This is a genomic window from bacterium (assembly GCA_023382385.1).
Lineage (GTDB): Bacteria > Electryoneota > RPQS01 > RPQS01 > RPQS01 > JABWCQ01.
In genome coordinates this window covers 117,300-140,129 of record JAHDVH010000002.1, presented here as the reverse complement: position 1 = coordinate 140,129, position 22,830 = coordinate 117,300, and the positions used below count along the sequence as shown (strand labels likewise).

4 protein-coding genes are annotated in these 22,830 nt (G+C 55.8%); 1 reads left to right on the top strand and 3 read right to left on the bottom strand.

Annotated elements, in window-relative coordinates; genetic code table 11:
* Positions 1 to 129: 129 nt before the first annotated feature.
* The 3 genes from KJZ99_04835 to KJZ99_04825 form a co-directional block, all read right to left on the bottom strand.
* Complete coding sequence (locus tag KJZ99_04835) at positions 130 to 12,426, bottom strand: T9SS type A sorting domain-containing protein (protein MCL4305217.1); 12,297 nt, start codon at positions 12,424 to 12,426, stop codon at positions 130 to 132.
* Positions 12,427 to 13,114: 688 nt separating this feature from the next.
* Entirely contained in the window at positions 13,115 to 14,494 is a 1,380-nt protein-coding gene (locus KJZ99_04830; GenBank protein ID MCL4305216.1) for an MATE family efflux transporter, read from the bottom strand.
* 113 nt (positions 14,495 to 14,607) lie between these two features.
* A complete protein-coding gene (locus KJZ99_04825; protein ID MCL4305215.1) occupies positions 14,608 to 16,035 on the bottom strand; it encodes an MATE family efflux transporter in 1,428 nt (475 codons plus the stop codon).
* A gap of 564 nt (positions 16,036 to 16,599) precedes the next feature.
* Between KJZ99_04825 and sprA the strand changes: the two genes are divergently transcribed.
* Positions 16,600 to 22,827, top strand: coding sequence for a cell surface protein SprA (gene sprA, locus KJZ99_04820; protein ID MCL4305214.1), 6,228 nt, complete (start codon positions 16,600 to 16,602; stop codon positions 22,825 to 22,827).
* The last annotated feature ends 3 nt before the right edge of the window (positions 22,828 to 22,830 follow it).

Sequence of the window (22,830 nt, the reverse complement as noted above, 5' to 3'; positions counted from 1 at the left end):
TGCTCATTAGCACGGAGAGAGCGGTTCACATGAGTGAACCGCTCTCTTGATAAGGGCGGTGCGTCGGGAGGGCATCCGACGCACCTGGGCAAGTGGGCCACTCCTGGGCAAAGGAGCGGCCCGGGCACTTTACTTTATTAGCTGGACTCGCTTCACATCTGTGAATTCAGCAGCCTGCATGCGGACAAAATACATCCCGCTGCTCGCATGCATCGCCTGCCACTGCGCGCGCAAGTTGCCAGCAGGCCTAAGCTCATTCACGAGTTGTGTGACTTCACGTCCCAACACATCGAACACGGTAATCGTGACATGCGCTGGTTGCGGCAAGTCGAAAGGTACTGTTAACGTCGCGTTGAACGGATTCGGGTATGGTTGACCCAGTGCGATCACCGTAGGCAGCTCGCCGTTGCGTGGATTTGCGCTAACGCCACCCGTGATGCGGAACGGTGCGTCGCTGATGTCGTGAATGCTTGTATCCGTTTCGGAGACGATGATAATATAGCAGCTGTCCGCCTCAGGGCCTGTTATCTGCCAGTTCTGCTCTCCGTCGTTTTCCACTGCGAGGAAAAGCGTATCGAGCGCATTCACAGGCGCGCCACGCCACAAGCCGATGTGCACGCCCGCGGGAATGCCTTCGCTCGACCAGCGAATACGAAGTTGCTGATCGATGTCGTAGCTGCCGCCATTGTTTGGTTCGATCACTGTGATGCTCGGCAATCTGATCGATATTGGAGCATCCGTCGTGTCGAAAACGGAAATCTCGCCTGCCAGCCTTACTCTCAGCGCGGCAAACTCAGTTGCCGGACCTTCAACTGTCCAGAGGAATGAGTCCGACTGACTCGTCGCAAGTTCCACCCAACTGCCTTCTGCTCGATCTCCGTAACTTACATCAAGTTCAACCTCACCCTCCGCATGCTCGCGTGACCAGCGAATCCACCTTTGTTCTCCGACGTACCACACTTCATCGCCGCCTGCATTAATAACCAGTGAACGTGCGACGAGTGTCCTTATTGGTGACAGCGCGGCGACTCCTGAATGCACAAGTGAAGTTACTCGGAACTGTAGAGTTTCAGCTGAGCGATAGGGAAGTTCGTACAGATAACTCGTATCCTGCTGCGTTGCTTCAAGCGTTTCCCAAACACCGTCAAATGCCGCTTCAAGTTGCACAGGTGACGCTCCGTCCAAAGCACTCCAGCTTAGAAGCAGACTCTGACCAGACGTATCCGTGCCGCTTTCGACTGGAGTTGCCCACAGAAGTTCCGGAACTCGCACCGTAAAAGGCGAAGTCGTGTCCGCCCATTGCGGGTCGTCGGGGACTCGGACAATCAATTGTGTCTCACCTCTTGGTCCCTCCACCGTCCACGTGAAGTTATCATTCGTCAGGTTCTGCACAATAACCGTTTCTCCATTGACATCATACCGCAGGAGTTCGACGGCATATGGTAATCCTTCGATGTTCCATGTGATCAATACCTCGTCTCCAGCAAACACCTCGCCCTCAGGCGCGGACTCCCACTGAAGTGTCGGCATTCGCAGCACGAACTCTGGTGTCGCCGCATTCAAGTCGGCGTCTCCGTCCACAAAGGCCCGGAAGAGCACGTGATCGCTCAGAGGTGCCGTCAGCAATACTGATAGTGTTCCCGGCACCACAACTTCGCCCAACACTTCCGGAATGCCATTGCGCTCCAGCGCAATGCTCACGGTTTCGCTGATGTGCTCTGAGATATGCGCGCCGCTTACGTGGACATCAACTGTCTGACCCGTGTATAGCGTGTCCGCTGTGAGCGACCTCGAAATCTCCAGCGTCGGCCAATAGAGCGTTATCATCTGATCGAGCGTGTCTGCGAATTGAGGCTCCTCGATACTGATGACTCGAATACTCCCGCTTTCCGTTTCGGGCAACTCGGGAATCCACTCAAGTGATGATCCTGTGCCTCGGTATAGCTCATCCCAAGGTCCCGAGTCTCCGTCCCGCGATAACTGAACTGAGACTTCACCGACTATCTCATGTGCCTGCCACGACAGCTCGCGGGCGATGCCGATGCGATAATCGTGCGGTGTCCCTTCAAGCAGCGTTAACCTTGGAGCCACAAGCCGGAATACTCCGCTTGTATCCGTGACATCCGGACGCGCTACAGATCGAATCAACACACGTGCGTCCTCAGTTTCCTCAGTTTGCGGTGTGAAACTCAAGCTGTCCGCAATTGTAACTCCCAGCAAAGTGAAGCCATTGCCGCTATTCAAGTAGACCTCGACTCCTTCCGGCAGGTGGCTTCGTGTCCAGCGTATTGTGTGTGCTTCCCCGATAATGCAGCGCTCATTCTGTCTCGGATCTGAAATGCCGAGGCTCGGTGAATAGGGACCCAATAGCATGACACTATCTGCCCAGTCCGGTTGTGCAAGGGCACGAACCACGAGCCAGGAATTCTCGGCGGCTGCTCCGCCAACTGTCCATGTTAGAGTGTCAAGAACAGCAGACGCACTGATGACGGTCTGCGCGCCACCTGTCCTGTTCAAAGTCACTGACACGGCTCCGCTCCAAGCCGTGCGCTGCCATTCAATATGAACCGGCGAACCAAGCACCAACTCTGTGCTCGACTCTGGTGATACGAGCGAAACGCTCGCTTCGGCAAGTGCGAAGCTCCCGTCGCCTACGTCACTCCATGCTCCATTCACGAGTGAAGTCACACGGAAGCGCGCGTTGGCCGTCGCGGCTCCAGTTGCCGACCAGACGAACGAATCGGCATTCACGGAACTTGCGATTGTCTCCCAAGCGCCGCTCGGATAGTTCCTGTTCAGGTCAACTCTCACTGCCGCCGGATGATCCGTGCGCGTCCAGTGCATCGTCAGTGGAACACGCAAGGCAAACGTCTCCCCACTCTGCGGTGAAGTCACGGTCAGGGCAGGCTGTGCAAGGACGAAGCTCGGCGACTCCGCATACGCTTGCGGGAAGGCATCGCTTTGGATCTTCAGTCTCGCCTGTGCCGCCGTTGAACCTGAGGGCGTCCAGCTAAACTGTGTTGTGCTTAAGCCTGAAGCTATCGTCTCTGTGTAACTTGCACCGTCGTTCCGTGAAAGATAGAGACTGAAGGTTCCAGTCAGATCACCCGTATGCCAACTCAAACTCTGCGCGAATCCAATCGGAACCCTTTCCGGAAATGCGGATGTAAAAGCGATCTCCGGCATGATAATCGTAAACGGTCCGTCAGATGCGTCTTTGAGGTTTTCGTCTACAGTCGAGGTAACTCTAACCCGCGCATTAGTGGATGCCGACCCGTTGACAGTCCAAATCAATTCGCTTCCCGCGACGGCCGAGGCCAGATTCTCCCAATTCCCGCTCGGGTAGTCCCGATTGAGTTCTACACGAACCGGATCGTTCACTGCAGCGCGAGTCCATGTGATTGTGGCTGACTGACCGACGGTCCACTGCTCGGATCCGTTCGGCGTGAGCACAGAAAGCAGCGGGTCCGCGATGATAAACATCCGGTCGCCATCCTCTTCAACAAAGATTCCGGACGAAGTGCGCAGGACGAAGCGTGCGTGGGCCGAAAGCGGAGGTGTTACCGTCCAGTGAATCGAGTCCCCCGTAACTCCTTCGCGTAAGATCTCAATATCGCTTACAGGCAAACCGCGATCAAACCAAACATCTACCGGCACATTGACATGCTCGCGAGTCCACGACAAAGTGATGTCTCGATTCGTAACCAATGTATCGCCTTGCGCAGGCGACACGATGTGCAGTCGCGGAACCACTATGCTGCTGTTGAATGTCACTGCGCCTTGCACCCACGGCTTGTTGACAAGCGTCACTCGGTATCGCGCATTCGACGTAACCGGCTCAGTCACCACCCAGTCGAATGTGCTCTCTGCCGTCTCACCAATCTGCGTCCATGGTCCGCTTACTCCGTTTCGGGACAGTTCAACTCGCACCGCACCTTGAGCGAAACTGCGGGACCACGCAATCTGTGCGGTGCTCCCGACAACATATAACTGCGAAGAGGCAGGCTGAGTGATCGAGAGAGCAGGTGTGCCAATCGGACAGCTTCCCGCTGTGTCTCCCAATTGCGCGTTCCACGATGACAGCACGCGGAAGTGTGCGTTCGGTGCGGGATCCCCCGTGGCGACCCAGGCAAACGTATCCGCCTGAACGGCGTTCGCGATTGCTGCCCACTGCCCCGACGGATAATTACGCTTCACGTAGATCGTCACACCCGGATTGATTCCCACGCGCTGCCAGCGGAACACTACTGTGTCACCGATTGCAATCGAGTCTTGATTCTGCGGTGACAGCAGCACTAGTGATTCCGGTAGTATCGCGAAATTCTCGTCGCTGACATCGTAGACTTGCGTGTCGAACACAAGTTGTATGCGTATCCGCGCATTCTGCGTGGATGTTCCGCTGACTGTCCAGACAAAACTGTCCGCAGCGGTTTGTGATAGCAAAGTTTCCCAGCTTCCGTTAGGCCAATCGCGATTCAATTGGACACGTGCGGAACCGGTCGCTCCATTGCGCGCCCATCGAATCGTGTGGGTCCGTCCGAGAGTAAGGGTATCACCGCCGTTCGGTGTCAGCACTTGCAGGGCGGGCAGAAATGTCCCGAAGTCTGCATCGTTGACGTCAAACACGTCGCTGCGTCCCGTCATGGACACGCGGATACGGCCGTGCGCGAATCCGCTGCCGTTAATGTTCCACGTGTAGTTATTCTGAGTTACGTTCGTCGCCAGCTGTTCCCATGCCCCGCCCGGAAAGTCTCGATTCAGCTCAAGAGTGACCCCACCGGGTGCTGCGGTCTTGGTCCAGATTACCGAAACCGGATCGCCCATCTGGAACAGCTGCGGGCTGTTCAGAGTTGTTATCTGAATGCGAGGTGTAACCAGTGCAATGTTACTCTCTGAGATATCGAGAACGCCAAACTCCTCTGAACGCACGCGCAGCCTCGCTGTGACAGTCTCGTTGCCCGAAACGGTCCACTGATAGCTGTTCGCGACGATTCCCGATGCGATGTTCTGCCACGCACCGTTCGGATAACTGTAATTGATGTCAATTGCGACCGCGCTAGTGAAATCCGTGCGCGCAAAGCTGATAGTTTCGATATTGCCTATCCCGAGCGTCCCGCTGTTCGGTGCGCTCAAAGTAACAGCGGGAACCAATATCGTCTGTGCAGGTGTGGAGTCCCCTAGTGCAGCGTTTCGTGAAGAGACGATACGGAACACGGCATTAGTGCTTCGAGGCCCGCTGACGATCCAATCATAATTGTCGGTCTGAACATTGCTCGCAAGCGTCTCCCAGGTACCGGAAGGGAACGTGCGGTTCAGTTGAACGTGCACTCCCAGCCCGACTCGCAGCCGTTGCCACGTGAGTCGAAGCGTGTCACCGACGAAGTGATTTCCCGGAAGCGCCGGCTGTACGAGCTCAAGCGACGCATAATTGATGGGCACGTTAAAGTCGAGCGTGTCGCTGACGTTTGGAATCTCTGTGTGCACGATCCGCAAACGGGCGTTGTTGGTTGGCGCGACCATCGGCGTCCACGACAATTCACTCGCCATCGTGTTTCCGATTTGTTGCCAAGGCCCGTTCGGATAGTTAAGGGCGACATCCACTCGCACGTTGCCGGCTGCCGCAGCGTTTCGCGAGAAGGTGATCTGATTGGGAAGACCGATTGCCAGCGTGTCGCCCGCAATCGGTGTCAGGAGCGAAATCGACGGCTGCAAGACCGAGAAATTGCTCGCTGAGATGTCTGCCTGTGAGCTATTTGCCGTGTTCTGGACTTTCACGCGGCAACTGGCCGAGGCCGGGCCGCTGGCCGTCCATACAAAACTGTCAGCCTGCACGTTCGTTGCGAGTGTTTCCCAGCTTCCGGCAGGATAACTACGATTCAGGAATATGTCCACAGTACTAACCTGCACGCGCTGGAACCGGATGACCTCTGTACGTCCGATCGCAAACGTCTGCCCGCCGGTTGGCGACAACAGCGTGACCCCCGGATTCAGAATAGAAAAGTTTGAATCCGTCGTGTCGCCAACGCCGCTGTAAACAGAACTTTCCACCCGTAACCGCGCGCTGGTCGTTGGTGTTCCCGCAGCAGTCCAATTGAAGTTGTTGCCCGTGACATTCGTTGCGATGGTTTCCCAACTCCCGTTTGGATAATTGCGATTCAGGCGAATCGTCACAGGATCCGGATGATCTGATCGGGTAAACTGTATCGAGTAAACGCCACCTGTGGCCCACACTTCGCCGCCGTTCGGTGAAGTCAAGGTCAGAGTCGGGCGAATGATTGTAAAGTTCGCGTTCGACGTATCCCCGTAACTCGGCACCTGCTCGGAAACCACGCGGATTCGCGCCGCTGTGGTCGGAGTCTGGTCAACAGTCCACGCGTAGCTGTTCGTCGTCTGGCCGCTGGCAATCGTACTCCAGTTAGCACTCGGATAGTTTCCGTTATACTCTACGCGAACCGGACCACTCAAATTGTTCCGCGTCCATGTAACCGTGGCCGTGACCCCGTATCGAAGCTGTTCTGATCCGTTCGGCGATGTTACAGTCAGCGACGGAAGGAACAGCGTTTGATTCCCCGATGTATCACCCACACTCGTCTGAGCAGTCAAATAGACACGGAATCGCGCAGCCGCGCTCGCAGGACCTGTCACCGTCCAAAGCAACGAATCCGCTGTCGTTGCTCCAAGAGTTTCCCATGCACCGGCGGGATAGTTACGGTTCAACTGCACGGTAGCATTGCCGGGTGCCAGTGTTCTGCTCCATCGGATTGCAACAGGGAAGCCGATATTGTGCGTGCTGTTTGCCGCCGGTGCACTGATGGTCAGTGTCGGCTGAGCGATCTCTACTGCTTCTGATGTGTCTGATAGAGCGGCATTTGCAGTTGCAACTACGCGGAATCGCGCAGTTGTACTTGCCGGACCGCTGACGCTCCACGTGTAAATCGTGTCCGTCTCGGATGCGGACAGCACTTCCCATGCTCCGCCGGGATAGCTGCGCATGAACTCCACTCTCACCGGCGAGGTCGTTCCCGTCTTTGTCCACGCAACATTCTGCTGCGATCCAACCGGCCAAACCGCGCCGCCTGCCGGCGTGATCAACACCAGACTTGCATTTTCTATTGCGAAATTCGCGTCACTCGTGTCGCCGATCCAGGCATAAGTCTCGTGCAGGATACGGATCCGCGCGCTCGCGCTAACGGGAGAAGTGACCGTCCAATTATGGCTGTTAACCGTGACGCCTGTCGCCAGCGTTTCCCAAGCTCCGTTTGGATAGCTTCTGTTTAGCTGAATTGTGACGGCACCGTCCGCATTCGTGCGCGTGAAAGTAACGGGACTCGTCGTGCCGACGTAGTACGTTCCACTGTGATGCGAAGTTAGTGCGAGTGTCCGTTGCACTATCGAGAAGTTCGCGTTCGATACGTCGGTTGTCGCGCCGCCTGCAGTTAACTCTACGCTGATCCGCGCCGCTGTGCTGGCCGCCCCGCTGACATTCCAGACGAATGTGTCGGCAACGCAAGAACTCGTCAGCGTTTCCCAGGCACCGGCCGGATAGTTCCGGTTAAGTTTTATGGTGACTGCACCGCTCGCGTAGCTGCGCGAGAATCTCACGATTGAAGCCCCACCGACTGTCAATTGCTCTCCGCCGTTCGGTGAAACTACCGTAAGAGCGGGCTGTGCGATCGTGAATGTCGCATTTGAAACGTCTGTGATGGTTGTGTCACTACTCAAACGCACTCGTACGAGGGAGTTTGTGCTCGCAGCTCCCGTGACTGTCCACGCAAACGTGTCCACTGCGCAATTCGTCGTGAGCGTTTCCCATGCTCCTGTTCCGCCGTTGCGGTTCAACTGCACCGTTGCATTCCCGCCGGCGTTACTGCGGGTGAAACGCACTACCTGTTGCGTTCCGATTGGCCATACTTCTCCGCCGTTCGGCGAAGCTACCGTAAGCGATGGCGCTACCAGCGCAAAGTTGGCGTTCGACGTGTCGCCTGTGGAACTCTGCGTCGTTAGAAAAATGCGCACACGGACGTTGCTGTTTGCCGCGCCGGTTGGCGTCCAGACGAGCGTGTCAACCGCGACGTTGTTGGCCAGTTGTTCCCATGATCCGCTCGGATAGTTCCGCATGAACTGAACGGTGACGTTCCCGCTCGCGTTCTGTCGCGACCAGCGAATCGTATGCGGTGCGTTAATGAGCAGATTCTCTCCACCGTTCGGTGAAACAATCGTCAACGCCGGAGCGTTAATCGTGAAATTCGCAGCGCTCGTATCCGCTAATGTTGGTGTGTTAACCACATAAATGCGAATTCTTGCCGCATTTGATTGCGGTGAGTTGACGACCCACGACAGCGTATCCACCGTCACGGAGTTCGCGAGCTGTTCCCAACTTCCCGTCGGGTAATCGCGATTCAGCATCACCCGCACCCCGCCGGCAGCCGATTGCCGCGTCCAACGAATCGTCTGCGTCGTTCCGATGCTCCAAACTTCGCCGCCGTTCGGTGTCACCAGCGTGAGTGACGGCTGAACAATTGTGAAGTTTGCCGCGCTCGTATCCCCCACCGACGGATCGCTGTTGAGCGTTATTCGCATCCGTGCCGTGCTCGTGCCCGGGCCTGTTGCCACCCAGTTATACGATGAGGTGGAAACTGTGGTCGACAGAGTTTCCCATGAACCTCCGGGAAAGTTCCGCATCAACTGAACCGTGACGTTACCCGTCGCGTTCGTGCGCATAAACGTCACCGGTATCGTGGCTCCCACGTTGTAACTCTCGCCGCCGTTCGGCACGCTAAGCGAAAGCGACGGCTGAACAATGGAGAAATTTGAATTCGAAACGTCTGTAATCGCGCCGTTCGAATTCAGCGTCACACGGATGCGCGCATTCGAGGTCACCGGACCCGTTACTGTCCAGCCTTGGCTGTTGCCGGTGTTGTTCGTGACAATATCTTCCCAGGTGCCCGTCGGATAGCCGCGATTCAACGAAACCGTTACCGGTCCGTCCGCGACGTTGCGCGACCACGTGATTGTCTGATTCGTGCCGACCATCCAGCTTTCTCCGCCGTTCGGCGCCGTCACTGTGATCCCCGGAGTTCCGTCACCGATCGTGAAGTTTACGTTGGATTCGTCATAGTAAGTCGGGAGATTGACCGACGTCACACGAATCCGCGCCGTTGTCGTCGGCGGGCCGTCTACCAGCCAGGCGAACGAAGTTCCCGACTGATTCAATGCAATCAGCTCCCAACTTCCCGTCGGATAAGCTCGATTGACATAAACATTAAAATTACCGATGATGTTGCTGTGATTCCACGTCACGCTCTGTGTCGTTCCCGTCAACCATGTCACGGCTGTATTCGGAGACGTTACCTGCAGGAATGGATATTGAACGACAAAATTCGCATTGGATGTGTCGCCCGCCGTAGGATACTGGTGTGAAGTCACGCGCACCCGCACGCTGTTGCCGCCTTGCGCGCCGACCGGCCAGACCAGCGAGTCCACCGCGACCGAATCGTCAATCAGTATCCACGAACCCGACGGATATGCATAGTTGACCTCAGCTTTGCATATCCCGCTGAAATTGTAGCGTGTCCACTTGATGCTGTAGTTCTGTCCGGGATACAGAACTTCTCCGCCGTTCGGCTGATTCACAACCAGATACGGCCCGCTGATCGCAAAATTGCTGTTACTCGTATCTGCGACCGACTGATTGCCGTCCTGATAAACGTAAATGCGACAGTTGTTCCCTGTGGGCGAGCTGACTGTCCAATTGTAGAACGTGTCCGACGTCAGAGCGATGAACTCCCATACACCATTCGGGAAATCCCGCTTGATCCGCACTTGCACGTTGCCGATCGTCGGCGATTTCGTCCAGCGGATTGTCTGCGTTTGTCCGACCGTCCAATTCTCCCCGCCATTCGGAGAGATAACCGTGATAAACGGCGTCGCAATGCTGAAGTTTGCGTTCGACGTATCGCCGATGCTTGGCTGTGATGTCGAAATCACGCGAATCCGCGCCGCGCTTGCGGCAAGCGTCGGTGTCCATGTATGCGTTCCGTCATTCGCCGTGGATGAGGAAATGCTCTCCCAGCTACCGGTCGGGTAGCTGCGATTGATTTCTATCGAAACGTTCCCGCCGATTCCTCCTGTGGCCCACGTAATCGTCTGCTGCACCGACGTATTCCACTGCTCCCCGCCGTTCGGAGACAGTACTGTGATGGACGGTGCAGACGTCGGAGTCTCCCACATCCCGCGCCCGTGAGTTCCTGCCCGCAGCTTGCCGCTTGTCGGATGCAGCGCCAGAAAGTCCACCACCACGTTCGGCAATCCCGTTGAATAATCCGACCAACTGCCGCCCGCGTTGCTCGAGTAATATACTCCGAGGTCCGTCGCCGCATAGAGCTTGTTCCCGTCACTCTGATCAATTACAATGCAGTTGACCGGAATGTCCGGCAGTCCCGTCGAGCTGTTGCTCCAACTCGCTCCGCCGTTCGTGGATTTCCAAACATGACCGGAGCCGTATCCCGACACCGTGCAGTAGACGATGTCCCGATTGAGCGGATCGACTGCCAAGTAGGTCGGATAGCGCTCCGGAATCCCGCTCTCGATATTCGTCCAATTCGTGCCGCCGTTGTTCGTCTTGAATACCTTCCCGTCATATCCTTCATAGCCGACATAAATTGTCTGCGGATCAGACGGTGCTACCGCAAGGCAACTGATATATGATGCGTCCAGAGCACCCGAGATAGCCGTCCACGACGACCCTCCGTTCGTCGTCTTGTACACGAGGTTCGTGCCTGTATACAGAATGTTCGGATTGCTGGGATCCATCACACGCGGAGTGACCCACGCACCCGCACCCGAAATGCCTGACTGAATCGCCGAAAACGACGTGCCGCCGTTCGTGGACTTATAGTGATTGCCGCGCTGTGTCGTGGCATAGACGATGTTCGAATTCGTGAAGTCTACATTGCAATAGCCGCCGTCGCCGCCCAGCGGACGAGTATGCGTCGAAGAGTTGTTGTACTTGTTGGTGCCGTTGTCCTGCGTGCCGCCAAAGGCCACGTTGGGCTGTAATGCGTCGTTGCAGATGGCGTAATACTGATACGTTACCAGTCCGCTGTTCAATCCCGTCCACGAGGTTCCGCCGTTCGTGGACTTGAATATCCCGCCGTCAGTCCCCAACAGCACCGTGCTCGGATTGCCCGGCATGAACGCCATCGCGTGGTGATCCGCATGCGCATACTGACTGTTTCCCTCCGGATAACTCCAAATCGTCATCCGCGTCCAGTTCGCCCCGCCGTCTGTCGACTTATACGCGTCCAACCCGTTCGACCACACTTCGTTCGAGTTCGTCGGATTAACTTCACAAACCAGGTTATACCATCCCTGACCCGAATACATGTTCGGGGACGTCGAACGCAACGACCAATTTGCTCCGCCGTCTGTCGTTCGATAGATGCCGAGCAGTCCCGCACCCGCCGATATCGTCTGCGATATCCCCGCATAAACGATCAGCGGATTGCTGCGGCTGATCGAAAGCTCGACCCGTCCGTGACCCGTGCCGGTCGGAAGGCCGCTCGTAAGCTGTGTCCAGTTCACGCCCCCGTTCGTGGATTTGTATATTCCGTTGTTCGTCGTGCCCCACGGATAGCCCAGTGCGCAATACAGCACGTTCGACGAATCGGGGTGCATCGCTAAGTCCTTCACGTCGCCCGTGTGATACTGCGTCCACGTCGTGCCGCCGTTGGTAGACTTAAAAATGCCGCCAACGGAACTGTTGCAGGCGGCATACACAATCTGAGTATTGGTTGGGTCAATCACGATCTCGTTGACCGCGCGGCTCTGCGATTGTGTCCACGACAGACCGGTCGTGTTCCATGTCGCTCCGCCGTCCGTCGACTTGAATACACCTGCGCCGTACACTGCGTCCACGTTAAACGAGCCTTCGCCCGTGCCGATGTAAATGATATTGGGATTGCTCGGGTCAAGGGCCACCGCGCCGATGGCAAGACTGGGCAGATTGTCCGTCAGCGGAGTCCACGACGTGCCTCCGTTGGTCGTCTTCCACAATCCTCCCGAAGCCGAACCAACGTAGATGATACTCGTATTCGTCGGATGCCACGCAATGCACAGCATCCTGCCCGCGAAATTCGTCGGGCCGATGGAAGTCCAATTCTCATCCAGCGGCGAGTTCGGTTGTCTCGTCGCCTGCTTGACTTCCCATGCTTCCATCCGGCGTGCGACCGGATCAATGTCCACTCCCGGTGTCAACCGCTGGCCGTAAAACCACATGAACCGGTTGTAGGGCTTCCAACCCATCCCTTTGCCCGGACTCTCGTTCGGGTCAAAAACCGTTCTGAATGCTGAGTCCTGCTGCTGGAATTGTGCGAAGTAATCAACCTGACCGTCGGCAGCCTGCAACGCGTTGCGGAATGGGGTCATGCCAATCGCAAGAACGCTAACCCACAAACACATTGCCCACATGTGTCTAAGCTGCTGTTTACCCATTGTGTTGCGTGCCACTGTAATGCTTTTCCCTAAGTCTGTTCATACGACCTCGGAAAGCTCTTAACTCAAACAGTGGACCACTTTCAAAGTGGGTCTCTAACAATTGCCAGCTTTGTGTACTTTTACTATGACATCTTAAACCTCCACTCTACCTCAACAAATTGAAAAAGGTGTGCTTTACCTCTTTACTCCGCGCCTGAGTTGTAGTATCTTCTGTCAATCGGCGATCATGGGTCCCGCCGGGTATAAAAGCGGCCGCTTTCTTCTGAGAGCGGCCGCTTTGTCTATAGAGTCGGCAGGATGTTCCACCCACAGCCCATCCTCCATCCATCCATCCTTCGTTTCTCCACCTCCCAGCCACCGTGTTTGGCGTGCCTACCCTGCAGGTTGTGTCAGAGCAGCCGCCCAGCTAATCTAACTGCTTTCTGCCCAAATGTTTACAACATTTTTACGGAAATATCTTGACTTTCTGTAAATATTGTATTATATTACAACCATAACAAATCGCAACCCCTAACCTAAGCCTCAGTTTCCCCTCTACGCAAACTGAAACGGCGACCCTCGCGAGCCGCCGTTCCCTCTCCTGAATATCTTGCCTTGCTTGTGGTGCAGGAGAATTACCCTACACGGTGATTCGCAGCCACGACCCTTTGTAAAACAGCCATACCGCGATGAGTCCACCCAGCGTGTGAGCCACCGTCGCCCCGCTGATCATCCCCACCGGACCCCATCCCAGAACGTGCCCGAACACATACATGAACGGAACCATCAGCATCCATGCGTGTGCGATGCTCAACAGCATCATCGGACGGTTGTGGCCCGCTCCTTCAAACACCGTTTCCGCGCCGACATGGATTCCCGCAAATGGAATCGAGATGGCCATAATCCGCATCAACGTCGCACCCATGTCCCGCAGAACAGCCATGTCGAAAAAAGCGTCGACAATCCACTCCGCGAAGATGAACACGAAAGCCGCATACGCCAACATGACATAGCCCGCCAGTCGAATCGACTGCACACCCGCGATCCACGATTTGACAAACTCCTTGGCTCCAAGAAACTGTGCGATCAACGCGGACGTCCCAAGATTGAATCCCACAATCGACATTACACCGAAGTGCAGCACCTTGTGCGCCGCGCCGAAAATCGCCACCACGTCCGTCCCGTAGCTTGCCACCAGCCGCACACCGATCATCATGGCGGTTGAGAAACTCAACACGTTGATGCCCACCGGCCAACCGATACTCCAAATCAGTTTGAATTCCGTCATGCTCGGCCACGGACTGCTGAACCAGCGTATTCTCACTGGTGATGTCTTACTCGCGAGCACCAGTAGACCAATGACCACCACCACAAAATATGAAAACACCGTCGCGATGGCCGCGCCCTGAATCCCCATCGCCGGAAATGGACCCCAACCCAGAATCAAGAACGGATCGAGCACAATGTTCAATCCCGCACCCAGTACCTGCATCCACCACGCCATTTTCGGCATCCCGATGCAGCGAAAAGCCGAATAGACCGAATAGGAACAGCCCACCACTCCTGCCGAAGCCAGCAACCAGCCGCCGTACGTGTAGCACATTGCTTCTACTGCAGGCTCTACGCCCATCCACGGCATAAATATCGGCATCACACTCCACGTCACCAGACCAATCGCGGTCCCGACCACCATTTTCATCGTGAACGCCGCCCGAATCGCAAGCTCCGACTTGTCGTGCGCTCCCTCTCCGAAGCGACGAGCGATAATCGTGTTGGAGCCGACTCCCGTGATAATGTTAAATGTCATGATCATCCAATAGATGGTCATGAACACCGTCACTGCGGCAACCGGCTCCGTGCCGACTTTCGCCAGCCAGAAGAGGTCAACCATCTCGTTGAAAGAGGCGACCATAAATCCGCCCATCGATGGGATGCCGTAGGCAACCACCTCCTTGATGATGGAGCGGCGTTGCTCTTTTGAGATGTGTGCAACCTCCGCCACCTCCGGCGGCAGCGTCATCACTCTCGATATTTTATCTGAAGGTACTATCGGTAACATATTTGGAAAATGAGAAACTCAAAAAAACTGGGCGTCGCAGGACAACCTCTGATGTCACTCCGGCCACCCGATGGCTACAACTCCTCATCTACCAGCCAGTGGCCGCGCCGGTAGATGAGATAAAACACGCCGTTCCCCAACGCATGACCGAGTGCGTAACCTGCCAGCATTCCGTATGGCCCCCAGCCGAGCCAGCGTCCGAAGATGAACATGGAGCTGACCACCAGCCCCCAGTCCTGCAGAATGCCAAATATCATCGGTGGCAGGTTACGCCCCGCGCCATTGTATGAATTGGTCATCATTTCCAATGCGGCGCGAAACGGCAGCGCGAGCACCAGAATCCGCAAATACCATTGGCCGAGAGTCAAGGCTTCGGGTTCGTTGAAAAACATCTTGACCAGCGGTTCGCTGAATAGCCAAATCAAAACCACAAACACGAACATACAGATCATCGAGAGGCGAATCGCCACTTGTGACGTGTGCCATGCGTTCTCCCGCTCGCGTGCTCCCAGATACTGCCCGACCAGTGCACCGGTTCCCAGTCCGAGGCCCACATTCACCATGTGGCCGAACCTCAAAATCCGCTGAGCCATGCCGAACAACGCTACGACCAGTGTGCCGAAGTGCGCGAAGAGGCCAACGACTGTCGAATTCATTAATGCGAAACTCAGTGCGCTGAACCCGCTGGGAAATCCTATCTGGATGATTCGTTTCATCTCTGCGGTCGGCAACGGCCGCAACCGCCACTTGACCACAACGGGAGAGGAAGGCCGCGACAACATCCAGGCACCCATTACCGCGACCGTCATAAAGCCAATCGAATTTGCAATCGAAGCACCGATGATCTCCAATCTTGGAAACGGGCCGATGCCAAAAATCAGAAACGGATCCAGAATCATGTTCACCGCGACACCTACGACGGACACCCACATCCCCGCCTGAGGTCGCCCAATTCCCCGGAACGCTGTGTAGACCGAAAAGCTCACCATCGCAAATCCGAGACTCAGGCAGTTCAAAATGCCATATTGAAAAGCCAGCCGCGAGACATCCTCTTCCGTGCCGTAAAGACTGAGCGCAAACGGCAGAATCGTCAGCCCCAGTAGTCCCAACAAAGTTCCAATGAAGAACTTCAGAAAAAATGTAGCCCGGATCGCCTGTGCAGTCGGATCTCCTCCGCCTTGGCCATAGCGGCGGCTGATGACGGCCACACTTCCGGACCCGATGATGTGATTTGGGAAGGTCAACACCCACGAAAATGCGCCAAACACCGTTACCGCCGCAACCGGAGCCGCGCCAATTTGAGCCAACCAAAAGATATTGACCGCATCATAGGTGCTGAGCAGGAGGAAACTCGCCATGGACGGCAGGCCCATATCGAGCACGCGCCGCAGGAGAACCTTTTGCAGCCCCGCAGGAGGCGTGGCAAACTCGCGCGATGGCCCCTGATTCGAGGTCAGTTTCTCTATCGGTCGGCGGAGTTTCGATTCAATAACGGATAACATGGGACTTTCCAAACAAAAAACCCATCGCGTTGTTGTGCGATGGGCTTGATTATATTGAGCTTACAAGGATTTCAGCTCGCGCGCAATCTCCCATCGCCGGAAACCTGGGGCACATCCGTGACGCGCTTTGCGTCCGCGAACACGTTGGCCACGGCTGTATTCTTGATGAGAGTTGGGAACATCTGAGGTTGTTCTGGCAGTTTGAAAATGTATTGTCTTGACTTATGATAATAAACGTTGTTCAGTTTGTCAAGAGGTCTCAGAAGTTTAGTTATGGGTCAGTTATGACGATAACTACTCTGAAACCGCCCTCGCAAGCCTATCCGGCAACGGACTGCAAAACACCACCGTTGCCCGAGGCTATTGCAACTCTGCCTTGATTTTGATAAGTTGAGTAATCTTTGGGTCTTCAATTAGTTATGGAGGATGCGGGCGGATTTTTTGAGAACGGTTTGGCTGCCGTAATGGCGGATTACCCCGGGGCCGGGCAAATCTCGGCAGGGACTGTTATGTCCTTCAATAAATTCCCCGGATCTCCATAAAATTACACCTATCGGACGGAGTTTGAAGACCCCGCAAGGAGTCCTGTTTCTCTTTTTGGCCTGCTTCTGCGCATGCGTACTCCCCGCACGTGCTGAGGTGGGCTTTTCGTTCTCTCTAAAAAGCAACGCCTCTCAACATCGCCTGGTCAAGCGGCCACAGTTGGGGATCACGACTATCGTTGAGCGTCCTATCCTGCAGCTCGGAGCGGCCAATCTTCGGGAATACGTGGAATTCGACTCGTTGTTCACGCGAGCGATTGTCTCTTTCCGAGTTGCCGAAACCCATATGATCCCGCCGCTCGTGCTGGACTATGCAGACTATCGCGACCTGCGCATGACATGGGACGTGCGACGAGCCATGGCCGCTGCCACGATTCAGAATTTCAAACAGCAGGCGCAGCGAAGTGCGGGAGAGGGAATCGCGATTGACGTCCCGTTCCGCATCAAGTCCAAGACCTTCCGCAGAATCTTCGGCGGCGACAATATCGGGTTGCGCGTGCAGGGCAATATCACGATTGACGGCAAAATCCGGCAGCAGAAGTTTGACGAGCTGCAGGCTGCAAATCAGCGCAACACCAACACGAATTTCAACATTGACATGACGCAGCGCTTCACCATCGCCGGAAAAATCGGCGAGAAGGTGCAGGTGGACGTCAATCAGGACTCCGAACGTCTGTTCGACTTTGAAAACTCGCTGAAACTTACCTATACGGGCGACCGCGACGAGATTGTCCAGAAGATTGAGGCCGGAAATGTCAATCTCAGCCTGGGCACGAGGCTTGCCACCTTCTCGGGACAGAACAAGGGGTTGTTCGGGTTAAAGACCGAAGCCAAGGTCGGTGCGCTGAAACTGACCGGTATCGCATCTTTGGAGCGCGGTCAAAAGAACCGACAGGAGCCAAACAAGGATCAACGCCGCGCGCAGTGGAGCGAAAACGACTTTCTGCAGAATACCTACTTCTGGCTGACTGAACACGACTTCCAGTATGTCCGGCAGACCGGCAGCGGCCCCGACACTTTATCCGTAAGTGGTTATCGCGACAACTACCGGCTAATCAGCTTCCGCGAGCATCTGATTGCGCCGATTCCCGTGGCCGAACTCGAACTGTGGGTGAGCACGTCGGCGGGCGGTACGCAGCATGACGTAAACGTGAACAACGGTTTCGCGGTGTCGTTGCGGAAGATTGAAAAGCTTCACGACCCGTCGCTGATTGACCTGTCGCAGTTGGATGAAGTGGACCAGACATTCCGCAAGCTGATTCCTGAAACGGATTACACCTTCGAACCGAATTTCGGCTACGTCCGCCTGCGCAGGCAGATTCAGGGAGACAACGTGCTGGCCTGTTCGTTTGTGACTGTGCAGGGTGACACATTCGGTCGCCTCGGTGCGCCGACCGGCGAGTTGCGGTTAATCATGCTGCGCAGTTCGGCGCCTAATCCCGATACGTTGATTGACCCGACGTGGAATCTGATGTTCCGTCACGTCTACTCGATGCAGGCGACCAACATCAGCCCGAATAATTTTGAGCTTGAAATCATCCGCGAGACCGGTTCGTCCGTTCCGGAAACAGGCCCGGACAATACGCAAACCTACCTGCAGTTCTTCCAGTTTGACACCGAAGGCCCTAACGGTTCAAGCGGCGCCGACAACTATCTTGACAACTACGGTGCCATCGTCAACTGGACGCACGGCGAGTTACATTTTCTCGACTTGACCCCGTTCAACCCCTCCGGCTACTTCGATGTCAACACCGGACAGACGGTGGTTTTCCCACTGCGGCAAATTGATTCCACGAGGCGGGCCAACGGCGACTCGACGGCCGTGTTGGACTCATCACTCTATACGCTGCCCTACTCGCAGGTCGTGACGCGCGGCGCGGCGTGGAAATTCGTGACGAAATCAGTCGGTTCGACGTCGCAATACGATTTGGGACCGCTCGTGCTCGAGGGCTCCGAAGAGGTTACGCTCAATGGTGTGCCGCTGACGCGCGGATCGGATTATACGATTGATTATCTGTCCGGTCAGTTGCGGATTCTCAATGAAGCGGCAAAAGCGCCCAATGCGAATCTGGTGATTACGTATGAATCCGGTCAGGTCTTTCAGCTTGACCGCAAGACGCTGATGGGCGCGCGTGCCGAATACGAGCTTTGGCAGGACTCATACATCGGCGGTATGGTGCTGAAGCTCGACGAAAAATCGCTCGACCGCCGCGTGCGCATCGGCAGTGAACCGATCAGCAATACGTTGTACGACGTAAACTCTCGTCTGAAGTTCACTCCGAACTTCCTGACGGCGGTGGCCAACCGCCTGCCGCTGGTCAAGACGAACGCCGCATCAGATTTTGTCATAGACGCGGAAGTCGCGAAAGTCTATCCGAATCCGAATTCGCTGTCGAATAACGCGACGGGCGATCCGAACGGCGTGGCGTTTCTGGACGACTTTGAAGCCTCGCGCCGCTCGACTCCCTTGGGTCTGCTCCGCCGCAACTGGAGCATTTCGTCGATTCCCGTGCAAGACCCGGGCATAGATTCGCTGCGCGGTCGGCTGAAGTGGTGGAATCCCGTCGGGGATCAGCAGGTGCGCGTGAAAGACGTGTTCCCGGAACGTGAGATCAATTCACAGGTCGCCGATCGTCTGCAATCACTTGTGCTGGAATTCACTCCGGATGAGAGCACCGGCTTTCCCGAGCAAAGTTGGGGTGGTGTTATGCGCTACCTCGGCGCCGGTTACGAGGATCAATCAAGAGCGCAGTTCATTGAATTCTGGATCAAAGTTCCGAGTCAGCAGGAAGGTCGGCTGGTCGTGGATATCGGTTCGATTTCCGAAGACGCGCTGCCCAACGACTCGATGGACTCAGAAGACAAGCCGATGCCGGACGAAATCGTCAGCTCGGCGAAACGTGAATACGGCAACGGCGTGCTCAGTCCGGACGAAGACACAGGTATTGACGGCTTCTTCGCCACAGACCCCGCGGACTCCGCGCATTGGAACGGCTTGAATCGTCCAAAGATTCCTTCGTGGGATGACTGGTCCTATTCCGTCGGCTCAAACAACTACGAGAAGATCAACGGATCGGAGGGCAGTCTCAACGACGAGGGGGGAAATATCCCGGACAGCGAAGACCTGAACGGGAATCAGAACCTTGATCAGGCGAATGATTACTACAGCTATGATATCGAACTTTCGTTGACCAGTCCTTTCATCGTCGGAGGTCAGAATAATAACAACAACTGGCGATTGTTCCGGATTCCGATTGACGAAGAGACCGTGCGCCGCAGAGTCGGCGCGGCGAGTTTGACCAATGTGCGGTGGGCGCGCATGTATTTGACCGGCGTGACTCGCACGACGCGCGTGGAAATCGTGCAGAACGATATCGTCTCGAATGAATGGCTGCCGGAGTACGTGGACGCCGACTCGACCGAATTCGTGAGCACAGCCGTCATCAACAACCATGAAAACCCCGGCTACATCAGCCCGCCGGGTGTGCAGGGCGAGATTGATCCGATCACAAATCTGCGGCAGCGCGAGCAGAGCCTTGTTCTGAAAATCGAGCAGTTGGGCGGCTCGAGCGCGCCGGACGAGTTCTTCGTCTCGAAAAACCTCTATCAGCAGATCAACATGATTGAGTATAAACGACTCAAGATGTTCATCCACGGCGGAGGCTTTGATCAGGGACTTTTCGAAGACGAACGCTACCAGCTGATTCTGCGGCTCGGCACGTCGTATACGAATACGAATACGAACTATTACGAAATCGTCAAGACGGTGTACAAGGGCTGGGATTCGCGCAACCACATTGATGTCGGGATGAACGATCTCTCAATCCTGCGCAAACTGCGCGAGGATGCAGGGCGCATGAGCGGCGATTCGAGTGCGCAGGCGAACCTGCGAAGGTTTGCCGTCGTGCTGGACTCGCTGCGTTTTCCGGCGGACAGTCTTGTGATTGCCGGCACTCCGAGTTTGCAGAACGTCGGGTTTATCGCGTTGGGAATCCGCGCCAAAAAGTATCCGTATAACGCCGGCGACGAAATTTGGGTGGACGAGTTGCGGGTGTCGGACATCTACAAAGATCCGGGCACGGCGGGCGAAATCACGTCGTCGCTGCGCATTGCGGACCTCGTGGCATTTTCGGGAACCTTCAACAAACAGGACGCGGATTTCCACAACGTCAACGAACGCACGGGCCGACAAAACAGTTCGGAAACCGTCATGGGATCCATGAATCTGAACGCGGCGAAGTTCGGGCTGGATCAATACGGTTTCGCGCTGCCTGTGGTCGTCACTCGTTCCGAAAACGAGAGCGTTCCGAAGTACATTCCCAATACCGACGTCCGCGTGGATCAGGATCATCCCGACACGTCAGTCGTTCGGAAAGAAACGCGCACGAACTACACGGCGAGTTTTTCCAAGACCGGTAATTCACCGAATCCGCTCGTGCGCTGGACAATGGAACGCTTGCGGCTGAGTTGGGATCACTCCAAGGTCCAGAGCAAAGACTACACTTACATCCGGCAAGAGCAGTCGCAGACGGGTGTGCGTGCGGACTACAACTTCCCCACAGCACGCGGGCGCGGTCTGGCACCGATCTTTTTCCTGAAGGATATGCCGTTGCTGTCTCTGCTTGGCAGTCCGAAGTTTTATTATAAACCGAAACAGTTATCGGGAACCATGAGTGCGCAACGATCGCTTGCGAACAGCGAGACGCGCGAAGGAAGGCGCACCAATTCCCCGAATTTCCAAGTGACCGGTTCGGGAAGTATCGCGTTCGACATCACAGACGCGATCAGCACCGGCCTGTCCCAGAGTTACGGCTGGACGCAGGTGCGGACGGACACCGTTTATGATGATCGCGGGAATGTGGACACGACCTTCGCCGTCGCGAAGAAGTGGAGCGATTTGGCGAATCTCAGCCGCAGCGATTTGAATGCGGAAGGCTGGAACTGGACCAATTCCTACGCGCCAAGTCTGGCACGCTGGTTTGCGCCAACCTTTAACTACAACAGCACGTATAACTGGACGAATGGCAATCGGCAGAGTTCGCAGAATCAAACGGTGTCCAATAACCGCGTTGTGGGTGGAGATCTAAGTCTCGACTTCAAACAAGTGTTCGGTGGTGGTCGCGGCGGGCGTGACGGCGGAAGACGGAGAGATGCTCCTCCGCCCAAGGAACCGGCTCGACCCAAAGCTGAAGGGGATTCGACTGGCACGGATTCGAGCGCCGTCGGGCGCGCGGATCGCGGTCCGGGATTCTCTCCGTTGGGAACAGTCGGATATGCTTTCAAGCCGGTCAAACTTGCATTACAGACGCTCGATCCGGTGCAGTTAAGTTATGATAACACCTATCGCCACTCTCAGGCTGGCGTGCTCGGGCAAGCGGAACTGCCGTATCGACTCGGATTCTCAAATGACCCGAAAGTGGATACGTCACTAACGATACAATCGCGACCGGCGATTGGAACCACCGATGACTACAGCGCGCGCACGGGCGTACGTCTGACTCGAAATATCCGCACGTCCTTTGTTTGGAATATGCGAGACAGTGAGAACGACGCCAACTCGCAGCGAACCGGAAGTCTTGAGCAGACAGCGTTCTGGATGACCGCCGATTCGGGTTCCGCAACAGTACTGCCGTTTGCCAACGTGTCGGTGGACTGGTCGGGGTTCGAAAAGGTCGGTTTTCTCTCGAAAGTCGCGCGCACGGTTTCGTTGACCAGCAGTTTACAGTCCACCGTCAAGGAAGACTGGCAAAACAAGAGCAGCAACATCATTACGCGCACCTATACTCGTCAGTGGAGTCCGCTGGTCGGAGTCAATGTGTCGTGGCTGAACAGCATTGACACACAAGTGCGCATCAATGCGGCGAACGCGCTGACCAAAGCTGAGAATCAGGGAAGCGCACAACGCACGACGACGCGCGGGGCCAACGCAACAGTCAGTTACACCATGCGCACGGGTTTCCGTCTGCCGATTCTGTGGTTTGGCGCCATGCGTCTGCAGAACCAGACGACACTCTCGCTGAATGTGGATTATCAGACCAACAAGCAGGAACGCTCTTTGTCCGGCACGAGCTACTCGCCGCAGCGCGAAGATGTGCAGTGGTCGATTCAGCCGCGCTTGAACTACAGCTTCTCGAATACGGTGAACGGCGGCGCGCAATTGCAATTCCAGCAGACCAAGGATAAAGTATCGGATCGCGGTTCGCGCCTATTTGAATTCGGTATCAACGTGTCCATCGCCATTCGCGGGTAACCT